Here is a 14,082-nt window from a genome sequence, read left to right as displayed (position 1 = left end):
AAGTAAGGCCCTTAATTATTTTTTAATGCTCTCAATTAATTATTTAGTGCTTCCGCTCCACCAACAATTTCTAAGATCTCGTTAGTAATAGCCGCTTGACGAGCTTTATTGTAAGTTAATTTTAATTGATCTCTTAACTCAGTAGCATTATCAGTTGCTTTATGCATTGCCGTCATACGAGCTCCGTGTTCACTAGCAAAACTATCTCTAATAGACTTATACAACTGCGTTTTTAATGACTTTGGAATTAAAGTTTCAACAATTTCTACTTTTGATGGCTCAAAAATATAGTCTTGATTGTTATTTAAGCTTCCTTCCATAGGTACAATTGGTAAAAATTGCTCTGTCATAACAATTTGAGTCGCAGCATTTTTAAACTTGTTGTAAACGATTTCAATTTTATCAAACTCGCCTTCAACAAACTTTTCCATCAACATTTCGGCTATTCTAGCAACATTTTCAAACGTTAAATCATCAAATACATTACTATTATTAGAAACAACTTCTCCATTTTTAGACAATGCGTCGTTAGCCTTTTTTCCAATAGCAACATAAGAAACCTCTTGATTGGCGTACGTTTCATTTGCTAATCTACTTGCTTCCTTTATGATATTTGAATTAAATGCACCACACAAACCTCTATTGGAAGTAATAGCCACTATAAGCACCTTGTTCACTTCTCTCTGAGTCGCATATTTGCTTCCAGAATCTGCATCTAAAGTAGCACTAAGGTTTTGCAAAAGCTCCGTTAACTTATTCGCATAAGGACGCATTGCAGTAATAGCATCTTGTGCCTTCTTTAATTTTGCAGCAGATACCATTTTCATGGCACTGGTAATCTGCATCGTTGAAGATACCGATGAAATTCTGTTACGTATTTCTTTTAAGTTTGCCATATTCTAAATATGAATCTCACAACCGTGAGAATGATAATTATGCTTTATACTTTGCTGATAAGTCTTTTGCTACATTCGTTAATGTATCTGTAACCTCATCAGTTAATTTTCCTGCTTTTAAAGTGTTCAAAACATCTTCATGTTTTGCTTTAAGGAACTCTATATAATCTCTTTCGAATTCTTTAACTTTTTCTACAGGAACATCTCTCAATAAGTTTTTAGACCCAGCATAAATAATTGCAATTTGATCTTCAACCGTAAATGGATCGTTTTGTGCCTGCTTCAAGATTTCAACGTTACGTTTTCCTTTTTCAATTACATTTAAAGTAACAGCATCTAGATCTGATCCAAATTTCGCGAATGCTTCTAGTTCACGGAATTGTGCTTGATCCAGTTTTAATGTACCAGCTACCTTTTTCATGGATTTAATTTGTGCATTACCACCAACACGAGATACAGAAATACCTACGTTAATCGCTGGACGTACACCTGAGTTAAATAAATCTCCATCTAAGAAGATTTGCCCATCTGTAATAGAAATTACGTTTGTTGGGATATAGGCAGAAACGTCACCAGCTTGCGTTTCAATAATTGGTAAAGCTGTCAAAGAACCTCCACCTTTTACCATTGGCTTTAAAGAATCTGGAAGGTCGTTCATTTCTTTAGCAATAGCATCATCATTAATCACTTTTGCAGAACGCTCTAATAAACGAGAGTGTAAGTAGAATACATCTCCAGGATACGCCTCACGTCCTGGTGGACGACGTAATAATAATGATACCTCACGATACGCTACCGCTTGCTTAGATAAATCATCATAAATGATTAAAGCTGGACGACCAGTATCTCTAAAGTATTCACCAATTGCAGCGCCAGCAAAAGGAGCATAAACCTGCATTGGCGCAGGATCTGATGCGTTAGCTGCAACAATTGTAGTATAAGCTAAAGCGCCTTTTTCTTCTAATGTTTTAGCAATTAAAGCCACTGTTGATGCTTTTTGTCCAATAGCAACATATATACAATATACAGGTTCTCCTGCATCGTAAAATTCTTTTTGATTTATAATAGTATCAATACAAACTGCTGTTTTACCAGTTTGTCTATCTCCAATAACCAACTCACGTTGTCCGCGACCAACAGGAATCATTGCGTCAATTGCTTTTACTCCAGTTTGTAAAGGTTCTGTTACTGGCTCACGATAAATAACACCAGGTGCTTTTCGCTCTAGTGGCATTTGGTATGTATCTCCAGAGATAGGTCCTTTACCATCGATAGGTGCTCCTAAGGTATCAACAACACGACCAACAATACCTTCACCTACATTAATAGATGCGATACGACCAGTACGCTTTACTGTAGAACCTTCAGCAACTGCTTTAGAGTGTCCTAATAATACAATACCTACGTTGTCTTCTTCAAGGTTAAGTACAATTCCTTCAAGACCTCCATCAAATTCTACTAACTCACCATATTGAGCGTTTGAAAGTCCATATGCACGTACAATACCATCACCTACAGTTAATACTGATCCTACTTCGTCTAATGACGCTGTAGCTTCAAATCCTGCTAGTTGTTGTTTTAAGATTGCTGATACTTCAGCTGGTTTTACTTCTGCCATCTTACTTATTTGTTTAGATATAAATATCTTAGTTTAATGTAAATTCTCTTTTTAACTTATTTAGTTTGTTAGACACACTAGCATCATATTGCTTGTCTCCAACACGTAAAATGAAACCACCTAAGATGCCTTCATCCACCATATTTTCTAGCTCTACAGCTTTACTTGTTAACTCTTTTACTTTTGCTAGTACTTTAATTTCTAGATCGTTATTCATAGGAAATGCAGTAGTTACTTGTGCAATTTCTTTTCCATTTAACTCATCAAATAACGTTGTATATTTTGATGCAACATCACCAAGAATGTCAATTCTTTTATTAGACATTAATAAGTTGAACAACCTAGAACTAATACTATTTATATTTGGAAATATTTTAGTCAAAGCTTCTGTTTTAGAATCCGATTTAACGATTGCATTTTTAAGTGCCTGACTTAATTCTACGTTTTCTTTAATAGTAGTCGCTATTAGCTTCATATCGTTATTTACAGCTTCTGCTGCATTTTGATCACTTGCTAAACTAAGTACTGCTTTTGCGTAACGTATTGCTGCTCTACTCATGAGTGTTTAGTTTAAAGTTGCTTCACCTAACATAGACTCAACCAATTTTACTTGCTTATCTTTATTAGATAATTCTTCACGAACCACTTTTTCTGCTATTTCGATAGATAAGTTAGCTACTTGCGATTTTAACTCAGCAATTGCAGCTTTCTTTTCTGTTTGAATAGATGCTTGAGCTTGTGCAATTAGTTTTCCTGCTTCTTCTCTTGCTTCTTCTTTCGCATCGTCAATCATTTTATTTTTGATTTCACGCGCTTCTTTAAGCATTTCTTCTCTTTCTGCTCTAGCTTCTTTTAATAACTTCTGATTGTCTGCTTGAAGGTTTTCCATTTCTCTCTTAGCTTGTTCAGCAGAGTCTAATGCATTTTTAATTCCTTCTTCTCTATCGTTTACCGCATTAAGAATTGGTTTCCAAGCAAATTTTCTTAGTAAGAATAGTAGTGCTAAGAACAATACTGTTTGCCAAAAAAACAGTCCAATCGAAAATTCTCCTAATAACTTTTCCATATTCTATTTATAGTATTATACTTTTTAATTTTTAAAATAAAGCAACCTTGCAACCAACCGTTGCAAGGATGCCTTAAAATAGGTTTGATTATACTGCAAATAATGCAGCAAATCCAATACCTTCGATTAACGCAGCTGCAATAAGCATAGCAGTTTGAATCTTACCGTATGATTCTGGTTGACGAGCGATAGCTTCCATAGCTGAACCACCAATCTTACCAATACCAATACCAACACCAATTACTACTAAACCTGCACCTACCATTACTGGAATTTCCATATATATGTATTTAAAAATTAAACATTCAAATTAATGCACTAATGTGCGTGAGCCTCTTCATGATGATCGTGCTCTTCTGCAGCAAAACCAAAATAAAGCGCTGATAACATTGTGAAAATATATGCTTGCAACAATGCTACTAATAATTCAATTAAAGAGATAGCGAACGCTAATCCAAACGATAATGGACTACCTAACCAGCTCTTAAATATAAACATCAATCCAATTAAGCTCATCATTACAATATGTCCTGCCTTTATGTTGGCGTACAAACGAATTAATAATGAGAAAGGTTTGATAAATATTCCTAACACCTCAATTGGTATTAGTATTATGTACAAAGGAATTTTAGCATACCAAGGCATAGTATCTCCTAATGGGTCAAAAATATGCTTCCAATAATCTTTTGTTCCTGTAAAATTTGTAATTAAAAATGTGATTAAAGCCAATGCAACTGTTACCGAAATACTGTTGGTAACATTTACACCTAATGGTGTTAAACCTAACATGTTTATAAACCATACGAAGAAAAATACCGTTAACAAATACGGCATGTATTTTCTGTATTTCTTTTCTCCAATGTTTGGAATGGCTATATCATCTCTAATATAAAGTATGATTGGCTCAAAGATACGACCAGCTCCTTTTGCGATGCCATTGTTTTTTGAGTAAGAACTCGCAAGTCCTCTAAACAGTAAAAACATTAACAAACCTACTAAAAAGATAACTACAACATTCTTAGTTATAGAAAAATCTAAAGGTTTAGCATTTGTTGGGTGTTTTTCGGCGTCATAATTAATAGTTCCTTCAGCATCCGTTTTATATATCTTGGTATGGTATACTTTGTAAAAATTACCATCTACCTCGGCAACTGTTTTTCCGTGATGGAATTTTGATGAAGAGAATACTTTTAAACCATTATCCCATAAAATTACTGGAAGCGGAAAACCCCAATATACTTTCTCACCTTGATCATTAGTGTACGATGTTAAACTAAAGTCATAAGAGTCTTCTAAATGGTGTTGGATATATGCCTTTATTTCAGTCTTTAAATCACCCTTTTGAGTGTCTTCACTTGCATAAGAAACAAATGAGATTAATAGAAATACAAGGGTTAGTGCTTTAATAGTTATTTTTCTTTGCATATCACTCTAAATAATAGTGGCTTAAAAATCGCTGCAAAGGTAGGTTTTTATCTCAAAAACAAAAACTATTTTATATTTTATTTTGCTGTAAGTTGGAGAGGAGAATTTAAGGTTCTAGAATTCCATTTTGTTCAACCATTTTACGAGGCTAGAGGTCTCCAAAACTAGACAAATAGCATAAGGGACAAAAAATGCAGCAAATTCTAAGCTTGAAATATCATTATCAGCTTTGTACACAGGATAAAAAATTATGAAAAAGACTGCAAACTTCACAAAACTTCCTGCTAAAAACAGAAACCCTATTTGGCTTTTAAATCGTTCGCGGTATTTATAAAGAAAACCAAATATCGCTATTGCAAGCACTAAATTTATTACGTAAGAAAGTATAATTTTATTTTCAAATACTGGCTTATCGATTAAACTCAAGATAGTTGCGTGAATCCCAAAAACAACGGATAGTATAATAGTTAATTTGGAAGAAAATCTGGTAAACGTATTGTTCATTTAGAATTAATTCGGTTAAGTTGCTTGACAACGGTATAAAGTGATACTCCAACACCTAATAAGGTGCCAAAAATAACAAATAATTTATCCCCATTATTGTATTCGGAATCTAACCATTTACCTAGGAGTATAAAAAGGTAAATAATTATTCCCATTTGTAAACCAACTCCCGTAAGTACTAATGCGTTTTTAAGCTGATTTTTCGGTTCCTGACCCTGGTTTTTGTTGCTCACCTTTGTTAAGTTCTTTTACAGCGCCTTTCATGCTACAAACTGCGTTAAATGTTGCTCCAGGTTCTACTGCAAGTTTTCCAATTTCAACTTCACCCTCAATAAATGCTGAAGACTTTAAAGATAAAACACCTGATAATTTCATTTTCCCAGAAAAACGACCTTCAAAATCGGCATTTGTACCTTCGAGTGTCCCGTTAATAATTCCTGATTTACCAACAACTATTTTTCCTGGTGTTTTTATTGTGCCTTGAATGGCACCATCTATTCTAAAACCTCCTTCGCTCACAATGTCACCAACAATTGTAGTGCCTTGAGCTATTCTGTTTTGTTGTGTTGAAGATTCGACTGCATCTCCTCTTCCTCTTTTACTATCTGAAAACATATTTTTTGCTATTAATCGTTTCTATAAAGATTTTAAGTATTCGTCTAGGTTTTTATGAATTTGTACTATTTGATAATTTTGAGATGAAATGCCAAAATGCTCTCGATTGATATTTTGTTTTTTATCCTTCAAAAATTCTCTAAATCCATTAGCTGCTTGAATGCTTTTTAAACCATGAACCACTATAAAGGTAGTGTTTTCATTATACATGTCTTTTGAAGTGGTCAACTCAAAATAGTCAATTTTAGTTATTGCTTCATTTAATTTCTTAAAAAACGCATCTATTTCTTCAGCTTCGGCATCTACAAATTGATAGATTGCTTTGAAGTGTTTAGAACTATCATTACTCTGGAATTCATTTTTAGATAGTAACGGCATTACGTTCTCTATCATCTCTTCTGCTTTTTTCCCTTCTGGGCTGTTTGGGTAATTTAAAGCGATGTAGTTTATGGATTCATTATAACTTTCAAAACCATATATACGTGCTTTTGATACTGCTTTTAAAAACTCAAATTTTGGCACAATTTTTTCGCCTTCAAATCGTGTTATGTATATGTCGCACTGTTCAATGACATTAGCGTATTCTTGGTCTTCAAACTTTTTATAAAGCGATTCGTAAATATATTCTGGACTGTTTTCGTCTTCACCAAGGTCAGCATCTGGATTCAATAATATAGAAGCATATCTCGAATCTGGATAATTTGCAATAATATCGTTTTTAGCTATTTCAGCTTCTCCATTTTCACCTAATAATTCGTAAATTTTATACAAATTATATTTAGAAGGTAATATTAAACGTTCTTCTGGATCGCTCTTTAATAGGGCTAAAAGTTTCTCTTTTGCTAGATGATATTCCTGAAATTTTTCTTTATAAATGAGCCCTAATTGATAATATGCAAAATTTCTATCCTTCGCTAAACTATCTATTGTTTTTTGTTCTACTGGAATTTTTGATATATAAAATTCCGGATTAAATAACTCACTTTCTTCTGCTGCGACTAATACGTCTTCAATATTATTATTTTGGGTTGTATTTCCTCCTCCTTTATTGGACCATCTCCAATTATCTTGAAGTTGTCGTTCACCCCAGTTTTGTAAAAACTCGTTTTTACCATAAGCGACTGTTACAGGATTGTAAAAATAGAACGTTGAAACTCCTGCATTCTCTCTTTGATTAGTAATTCCTTTGTTGTTTTTTGAAGTCTGCTGTGCTATTAAGTTAGCTGCTTCGGCTTCCTCTTTAAGAGCCTCGACTTTTTCTTTTAGCTTAATCGTGTAATCTGAAAAATATGCTAAGCGTTCGTCGCTAGACATATTAACCAAACTCAATATACTATCGTTTCTTACAGCAACATCTTCATAAAAAATAACATCATCTAAATTGTCTCGTTTACGCTTAATAGCTCTAAACATCTTGCTATTTTGCTTTAAATTAAGCATGGTACTATCATAATAAGCTCCTGCGTTTTTGTATTTGGTATCATCAAAATTCATGTTCCCTAAATTTTGATAACTCATTGCGTTTAAAAACTTGTCTGTAGAACTGGTTCTAAGTGATTTATTGTAATACGCAGCTGCAATGGTATCCGATTTATTTGCCTTGTGGTACTCGGCAATTTGATAATAAATTTTATCTAGAAAAGGTCTATTCTCCCTGTTTTCTTCCATATCGGTTAGCAGCTCTAAAAACTCAAGCTTATTGCCTTTTTCAAAATCGAAATTTTTAGCTTTTTCGATTTGTGCACTTATCATATAAATTCTAGGGGTTTTTCTGTTTAGCTCAATAACCTTGTCGAAAGCCATATTGGCACTATCTGGTTTTTGTAAAGCATTATACAGTTGTCCTTGAATAAACTTATATCTACCACGTTCGTCATTACTTCTAGTAGCATTTGATGCAATTTCTAATTGTGTGATTGCGCTATCTAACGATTGTGTGTTAATATATGCTTGTGCTAGCATAGACGTGGCATCGGCTAAATCTTGATCTTTCAAGTCTTCTTGAAATAATAAACGCTTTAAATTAGTAATGGCTAATTCATTATTTTCGATACGCAAATTGGTTTTCTCTCTCCAAATTCGTGCCTGGTTTATCTTGTCGCTTGCAGGGTATTTAAATAAAATATAGTTGAAGGCTTCCATGGAGGGCACAAAACGCTGATCGAAATAACGAGCTTTACCTAAAAGCAAATATGCTTCGTCTATTTGAGGGTTTTTTTCTTTCCCTTGTATGTTCATTCCATGCTTTTGAATAGCTTTAATGGCTTTTTCTTCAGCTTTGGTGAAATTATTATCCTCAGATTGTCCAGGAAGTACAACTTCATCTGTAACTATCATACGCTCTATTGGTAATATCTCCCAATAGTTGTCCGTGTAATTGTTGTTTAAATCTTCTCGCCCTTGTTCTAGAGCATTATAACCGTTGTATAGCGTATTGTATTCTGTAGCTACAGCGTGAAAGTTTCTACTAACGAAATTGTCTTTTTTGCGAGAACATCCTGCAATAACAATAGCAGAAAGTAGAAGTATAGATTTGGATTTAAAAGATATCTTCAACGTTGGTATGTTTAGTAATTGAATAACTAAATGCCTTGCATAATATTATGCAAAAACGTAAAAATAATCATCTTTTTTCTTTTAAAGTGCAAAAATAGTCGACTTTTAGCCGAAATGCTAGTTAGAAAAGTGCTCTTCTAGCTCTTTTAAGGTCGCTTCGCTTGTGGCTAAATCTTTTACCATTTCACCTTTTTCCAATACAACTATGCGCTCACAAACATCTGTTACATGCATTAAATCGTGACTAGAAACTAATACAGTGACACCTTGTTTTTCAGCTAAATGTTTTATGATTTGTTTTAGCCTTATTTGAGTTGTTGGGTCTAAATTAGCAAAAGGCTCATCTAGAATAATTACCTCAGGATTTCCAATAAGCGCAGCAACAATACCTGCTTTTTTCTGGTTTCCTTTACTTAAATCTCTAAGATATTTTTTCTTTCCTAGAATTTCATCGTGAAAAAAGTCTTCAAACTGCGATAACAAAGCATCAACATCAGATTTGTTTTCACCACGCAATTCTCCTATAAAGTAAAAGTATTCTTCGGCTGTTAAATAACCTATTAAAAAACTTTCATCTATAAACGATGAAGTAAAAGGCTTCCAGTCTTCACTCTCGTGGACTAAAACATTTTTGTTTTTTATATGTCCTGTTGTTGGTTGAATTAAATCTAAGAGTAGACTAAAAAACGTTGTTTTCCCAGCACCATTATTACCTACTAAACCAAAGCTTTGGCCTTTTGGTATATCTAAGTTCTCAAGGTTGAGTACTTGAACGCCATTATATGATTTTGATAAATTACTAACTGTTATCATTGTATGTTATAGTTTTTTTGTTCTTTTATTTTTTTTCTGAAAATGCAGCTATTGTTTTGTACTTCCCTTTTTGATAAATCCCTTCTATTTTATTTAAAAAGAAGTTTTTAAATACTAGTCCTATTACTCCACTTAATGCTAAAGCAATAAGTCCTGCATTAAAATTAATAAGCTTATAAGGGATGTAAAATAATAGCATTGGTAATACCATTTTTGGCAAAGCAATTAACAATTGCGTTGGATTAAATCCATTTGTATTACTAAACGCTTTGGCTTTTGTATTAAGCTCTATTGGAACCCTATTTAAAGCGCCTCCAAAAAGGGTTATAAAAGTGTTTAGACCAATATTAAATAATGCTCCTGCTGCAATCATTCCAAATATTTCCCATCCAAAGTAAATATAAGGTGTACTTAAAACAAACGAAACTGCTACAGCAACTACCATAAGGTACCATTTGGATTCTAAATACTGTCTATATGGTATGTTTTGGCTCATCAACATTTTATAATACTCACTATCCCAAGAAGGAACTAACTGTCCAAAACTCAATAAAAACCCACCAGTAACAAATATGGAAGCAAATGCCAAAAATGCTGGCATATCTCGGTATACGTCTTGAGTATAAAAAATTAATCCGTAAAACAAGAATAGAAACGACATCATTAGTACTTGCTTGGGTCTTGCGTTTCGCCAAATCATTTTAACATCATTTTTTAAGAATGGTGCCATGCTTCCAAAACGGTCCATCCAGCTTAAATCAGTTGCTTCTACTTCTTTAACTTTTTTAGAAATTGCACCATCTAGATAAAACCCTTTTCTTATAAAATCAAAATTGACTTTGTATAATCCTACCATTAGCAATAAAGGAATGAGTGCAAAATATGGTTGATTATATAACCCGTTAAATAATTTTCCAATAGGTTCGGTAACATCAAAAATATTAAAATATCTAAGTGAAATAATTACTATCAAAACAGAAGCTATCCCATAAAAAACCGTATTACTCTTATTGATTAAAAAATTTAGAAAATTTATTGAGAGATTAATACACATTATTGCAATAAACCACAAAACCACATTAATTACAGGGTACCCTTGAAATAATAATACGATTGAAAAAGGAAGAAATAAAAAAAGTGAAATAAAATTAAAGAAAGAAAGTATCGTTTTTCCTAGTAAATAATTAATAATTGTATTTCGTTTTATTGGAATTATCATCAATGGTTTAATATTCATTACTGGCAATTGCTGCATAAAATACCTTATCATTAACTCAAATAATATCCAATAGATTAAATAGTTGTTAACCATAACTATTGGATCTACATCTGGGAAAGCTTTTTCAAGCCCAAAAAACATAATACCTCCAATAAAAATAGCTATTCCACCAAAGTATAGAACAGCCAGAAAAAGCAAAATTTTAATAGCTAGTCCTTTTTGAAAATAGGAAGCTCTTTTAAATTGCTTCCACTCTAAATTCAAGAAATGTTTAATCATGTTTTGGTTGTGTTTGATGTATTTGTTGCAATTATCGTCAATTTGTTACAATCTAAATTAAAAATTAACTGTTTACTTCACTATTTTTGCCAAAAATTATTTTTATGTCACAATTCTATAAACTTACTATAAAAGAAATTCAAAAGGAAACTGACAATGCTGTTACCATAAATTTTGAGGTTCCTAATAACTTAAAAGACATTTTTTCTTTTAAAGCAGGGCAATATATCACTTTAAAAACAATATTAAATGGCAATGAGGTTAGGCGTGATTATTCTTTGTGTGTATCTCCAAAAAGCAACGAATTAAGAGTTGCGGTAAAAGAGGTAGACAACGGAACTTTCTCAGTTTATGCCAATAATCAGTTAAAAGTTGGTGACTCGTTAGAAGTAGCACCACCTAAAGGTCGTTTTGTGTTTGAGCCTAATGACAAAAAAACCAAAAATATAGCTCTTTTTGCAGCAGGAAGTGGTATTACACCAGTATTAAGCATTATAAAATGTGCTTTGGAAGAAGAAGCACATAGTAAAGTTATTTTGGTCTATGGCAACAAAAAAACTAAGGACACCATGTTTTTGAATGAATTACTGGAGCTTCATCATCAATACAAAGACCGTTTTTCTATTCAGTTTGTATTTAGTCAAGCTGATGAAGACAATGCAATTTTTGGGCGTATAGAAAAAAGTACGGTCAACTATATAATGAAAAACAAACATAAACACGTTGAGGTTGATGCCTTTTATTTATGTGGTCCTGAAGGCATGATTCACACTGTAAAAGATGTGCTTACTGAGCATAATATAAACGATGATGTTATTCATTATGAATTGTTTAAAGCCGCTAAAGCTAGTAATGATGACATCAAAACTCTATCTGAAGGTAACACACATATTACAGTAATTGTTGATGATGAAGAAACTGAATTCGAAATGTCTCAAAAAAGAAATATTTTAGAGTCTGCTCTAGATGAGGATTTAGATGTGCCGTATTCGTGCCAAGGAGGTATTTGTAGTAGTTGCATTGCACGAATTAAAGAAGGTGAAGCAACGATGCGACAAAACAATATTTTAACCGATAGCGAACTTGCCGAAGGGCTCATTTTAACATGTCAAGCACACCCTACTACAAATAAAATTGTTGTGGATTATGATGATGTATAGGTCCTAAAATTTGTGAATACAATGTTATTCATCTGATTTATTTATTATTTAATCTTTGAAATATGCGTTTCATCGAATTGAATACATATTTTCCTACACAAAATTTTTATGTGTTTTAAAATCGAATACATTAGTAGTAGATTTAAACGTTAATCTTTTTTTAGGATTATCTATGTCTATTTATAACGTTAAATCTAGCCTCACTTTATGTGAGGCTTTTTTGTAGAATCATATTCGCTTTTAAAATGACTTGTTGAGGTGTTATTGAGTTAATAGCCTCATCGTATCCCTCCGGAAATTTGTTGCCATAAATTGAAGTAGGTATTAAAGGAAATTGTTCTCTATCTGCTATCAAAGCATTTTCAGGCTTTTGGTTAAAAGGGTAAAAGCCTGCATAAGGATGCGTGACTCCCCAAAGCGTAATTACCTCAACACCTAACATTGCTGCTATGTGTGCATTTCCAGAATCCATTGATATCATTACATCTAAATTTGAAATAATATCCAGTTCTTCATCTAGCGAGAGTTTACCAGCCAGATTAACGGTATTGGTTTGTGAAGTTGTCAAGTTGTTCAACATTTTAATTTCGTTTTGTCCACCCCCAAAAAGCAAAATGGTATTTGATTGGCTAAGTGTTTTTATAACTTCTTGTATTTGCTTTAACGAATAAGCTTTACTGTTAAAAGCTGCAAAAGGCGCAATACCAATCAAAGATTTGTTTTTATCTCCAATAATATTTTTAAGCTTTTTGCTTAAAGTTGCTTTGTTTGGAAATATGGGTGAGCTTAAGTCTAAATGGAATCCAAGAGCAGAAAAAACATCAGCATAACGTTGATGTGTTGTTTTAAGTTGCTTAAAAAACTTGCCTGAGGTTAGTGCTTTTTTTTCGGCTCTTCCTTTGTCAATTTGGATGCACTTTTTATTAATTAGAAAAAGTTTAAGTACATTACTTCTAAGCACATTGTGTAAATCTGCAATAGCATCAAACTCAAGTTTATTAAGTTCTTTAGATAGTTTATAAAGCCCTAAAAATCCTTTATGCTCTCCTTTTACGTCTGCTGAATACACAGATACATTTTCCAAATCTCTAAAAAAAGGTGTGAAAAACGCCCTAGTTAAAACCGTGAGTTTAACTTGTGGATATTGCTTAGTAAAGTGTCGTAATATGGGAACAGTCATAGCGACATCTCCCATTGCGGATAAGCGAATAACCAAAATGTGTTTAGGTAAATTACTCATTCAAAATTATATAATGAGTCTCAGAAATATTATAAAAACTACTATTTCTGTGCTCTTAAAACTGGGTTAAGCTCATCATCATTATACATTTTCATTTGCTTATATACCTTCATGTATTTATCGCCATTAGAAATATCTTCAAGCAAATCATCAATTGCAGTCGATAAATCTACTCGCTGTTCTAACAATACATTTAACTTCTTTTGACAAGCGTCTTTGTGTTGTTGCGATGCATCATCTCTAACCGTTTCTAAATGCATATGATAAATTTTTAGTGCCAAAATTGACAATCTATCTATTGCCCAAGCAGGACTTTCAGAATTTATTTTAGCATTAGGCTTAACAACAACATCTTTATATTTATCTAGAAAATAGCTGTCAATATACTCAACAGTGTCTGTTCTATCTTGGTTAGATGCATCAATCTTTCGCTTTAATTTTAAAGCAGCAACTGGCTCGATGTTTGGGTCTCTAATAATATCTTCGTAAGCCCATTGAACAGTGTCAATCCAAGATTTTCTATATAATAAATGAGCAATTAAATCGTCATTTTTATCATACTTATTCGTAAATGGTTGGTCAACAGTATTTAATACTTTATAGGTTTTAATAACCTCTTGAAAAATGGCATTTGCCTTATCTGAAAACATATCTTTGTGCTTATAAAATGCAAATATACTCCTATTTAATT

At 32.7% G+C, this 14,082-nt stretch carries 14 protein-coding genes; 1 reads left to right on the top strand and 13 read right to left on the bottom strand.

Features of this window, described 5'->3' with window-relative positions; translation table 11 throughout:
- Nucleotides 1-35: 35 nt before the first annotated feature.
- The 11 genes from atpG to HB672_RS03335 all read right to left on the bottom strand — a co-directional run bounded on the left by atpG (nucleotide 36) and on the right by HB672_RS03335 (nucleotide 10,991).
- Complete coding sequence (atpG, locus tag HB672_RS03385; protein ID WP_167607710.1) at nucleotides 36-896, bottom strand: ATP synthase F1 subunit gamma; 861 nt, start codon at nucleotides 894-896, stop codon at nucleotides 36-38.
- Nucleotides 897-933: 37 nt separating this feature from the next.
- Nucleotides 934-2,514: a F0F1 ATP synthase subunit alpha gene (atpA, locus tag HB672_RS03380; RefSeq protein ID WP_167607708.1), complete on the bottom strand. Its 1,581-nt coding sequence runs from the start codon at nucleotides 2,512-2,514 to the stop codon at nucleotides 934-936.
- 28 nt (nucleotides 2,515-2,542) lie between these two features.
- Nucleotides 2,543-3,073: an ATP synthase F1 subunit delta gene (gene atpH, locus HB672_RS03375; protein WP_167607705.1), complete on the bottom strand. Its 531-nt coding sequence runs from the start codon at nucleotides 3,071-3,073 to the stop codon at nucleotides 2,543-2,545.
- A 6-nt stretch (nucleotides 3,074-3,079) separates the two neighbouring features.
- A complete protein-coding gene (locus HB672_RS03370) occupies nucleotides 3,080-3,580 on the bottom strand; it encodes a F0F1 ATP synthase subunit B (RefSeq protein WP_167607702.1) in 501 nt (166 codons plus the stop codon).
- An 88-nt stretch (nucleotides 3,581-3,668) separates the two neighbouring features.
- Entirely contained in the window at nucleotides 3,669-3,860 is a 192-nt protein-coding gene (gene atpE, locus HB672_RS03365; RefSeq protein ID WP_033959615.1) for an ATP synthase F0 subunit C, read from the bottom strand.
- A 38-nt stretch (nucleotides 3,861-3,898) separates the two neighbouring features.
- Nucleotides 3,899-5,005, bottom strand: coding sequence for a F0F1 ATP synthase subunit A (gene atpB, locus HB672_RS03360; RefSeq protein WP_167607700.1), 1,107 nt, complete (start codon nucleotides 5,003-5,005; stop codon nucleotides 3,899-3,901).
- A gap of 500 nt (nucleotides 5,006-5,505) precedes the next feature.
- Nucleotides 5,506-5,742, bottom strand: a complete 237-nt coding sequence (locus HB672_RS03355) for an AtpZ/AtpI family protein (RefSeq protein ID WP_348272540.1) — start codon at nucleotides 5,740-5,742, stop codon at nucleotides 5,506-5,508.
- A complete protein-coding gene (locus tag HB672_RS03350) occupies nucleotides 5,699-6,124 on the bottom strand; it encodes a polymer-forming cytoskeletal protein (RefSeq protein ID WP_167607694.1) in 426 nt (141 codons plus the stop codon). The genes HB672_RS03355 and HB672_RS03350 overlap by 44 nt, the downstream gene beginning before the upstream one ends.
- Nucleotides 6,125-6,145: 21 nt before the next feature.
- Nucleotides 6,146-8,680 (bottom strand): hypothetical protein, encoded by a 2,535-nt coding sequence (locus tag HB672_RS03345; RefSeq protein ID WP_167607691.1) that lies wholly within the window; start codon nucleotides 8,678-8,680, stop codon nucleotides 6,146-6,148.
- Nucleotides 8,681-8,797: 117 nt separating this feature from the next.
- Nucleotides 8,798-9,493, bottom strand: coding sequence for an ABC transporter ATP-binding protein (locus tag HB672_RS03340; RefSeq protein WP_167607688.1), 696 nt, complete (start codon nucleotides 9,491-9,493; stop codon nucleotides 8,798-8,800).
- 25 nt (nucleotides 9,494-9,518) lie between these two features.
- Nucleotides 9,519-10,991, bottom strand: a complete 1,473-nt coding sequence (locus HB672_RS03335) for a DUF5687 family protein (RefSeq protein WP_167607685.1) — start codon at nucleotides 10,989-10,991, stop codon at nucleotides 9,519-9,521.
- A gap of 104 nt (nucleotides 10,992-11,095) precedes the next feature.
- Between HB672_RS03335 and HB672_RS03330 the strand changes: the two genes are divergently transcribed.
- Nucleotides 11,096-12,151 (top strand): ferredoxin--NADP reductase, encoded by a 1,056-nt coding sequence (locus HB672_RS03330; protein ID WP_167607682.1) that lies wholly within the window; start codon nucleotides 11,096-11,098, stop codon nucleotides 12,149-12,151.
- 205 nt (nucleotides 12,152-12,356) lie between these two features.
- Here HB672_RS03330 and HB672_RS03325 read toward each other — a convergent pair whose 3' ends face one another.
- Together HB672_RS03325 and HB672_RS03320 are read right to left on the bottom strand one after the other, a co-directional pair.
- Nucleotides 12,357-13,391 (bottom strand): glycosyltransferase family 9 protein, encoded by a 1,035-nt coding sequence (locus tag HB672_RS03325; RefSeq protein ID WP_244306569.1) that lies wholly within the window; start codon nucleotides 13,389-13,391, stop codon nucleotides 12,357-12,359.
- A gap of 41 nt (nucleotides 13,392-13,432) precedes the next feature.
- Nucleotides 13,433-14,041 (bottom strand): DUF4254 domain-containing protein, encoded by a 609-nt coding sequence (locus HB672_RS03320; protein WP_167607679.1) that lies wholly within the window; start codon nucleotides 14,039-14,041, stop codon nucleotides 13,433-13,435.
- Nucleotides 14,042-14,082: the final 41 nt, after the last annotated feature.

The organism is Gaetbulibacter sp. S0825 (genome assembly GCF_011777505.1).
Lineage (GTDB): Bacteria > Bacteroidota > Bacteroidia > Flavobacteriales > Flavobacteriaceae > Pontimicrobium.
Note: the sequence above shows the minus strand (reverse complement) of the source record. Positions and strands in the feature narration are given on the sequence as shown.

Coding starts and splice junctions, on each gene's coding strand:
- atpG (WP_167607710.1), bottom strand. CDS start 896: ATGGCAAACTTAAAAGAAATACGTAACAGAATTTCATCGGTATCTTCA.
- atpA (WP_167607708.1), bottom strand. CDS start 2,514: ATGGCAGAAGTAAAACCAGCTGAAGTATCAGCAATCTTAAAACAACAA.
- atpH (WP_167607705.1), bottom strand. CDS start 3,073: ATGAGTAGAGCAGCAATACGTTACGCAAAAGCAGTACTTAGTTTAGCA.
- HB672_RS03370 (WP_167607702.1), bottom strand. CDS start 3,580: ATGGAAAAGTTATTAGGAGAATTTTCGATTGGACTGTTTTTTTGGCAA.
- atpE (WP_033959615.1), bottom strand. CDS start 3,860: ATGGAAATTCCAGTAATGGTAGGTGCAGGTTTAGTAGTAATTGGTGTT.
- atpB (WP_167607700.1), bottom strand. CDS start 5,005: ATGCAAAGAAAAATAACTATTAAAGCACTAACCCTTGTATTTCTATTA.
- HB672_RS03350 (WP_167607694.1), bottom strand. CDS start 6,124: ATGTTTTCAGATAGTAAAAGAGGAAGAGGAGATGCAGTCGAATCTTCA.
- HB672_RS03340 (WP_167607688.1), bottom strand. CDS start 9,493: ATGATAACAGTTAGTAATTTATCAAAATCATATAATGGCGTTCAAGTA.
- HB672_RS03335 (WP_167607685.1), bottom strand. CDS start 10,991: ATGATTAAACATTTCTTGAATTTAGAGTGGAAGCAATTTAAAAGAGCT.
- HB672_RS03330 (WP_167607682.1), top strand. CDS start 11,096: ATGTCACAATTCTATAAACTTACTATAAAAGAAATTCAAAAGGAAACT.
- HB672_RS03325 (WP_244306569.1), bottom strand. CDS start 13,391: ATGAGTAATTTACCTAAACACATTTTGGTTATTCGCTTATCCGCAATG.
- HB672_RS03320 (WP_167607679.1), bottom strand. CDS start 14,041: ATGTTTTCAGATAAGGCAAATGCCATTTTTCAAGAGGTTATTAAAACC.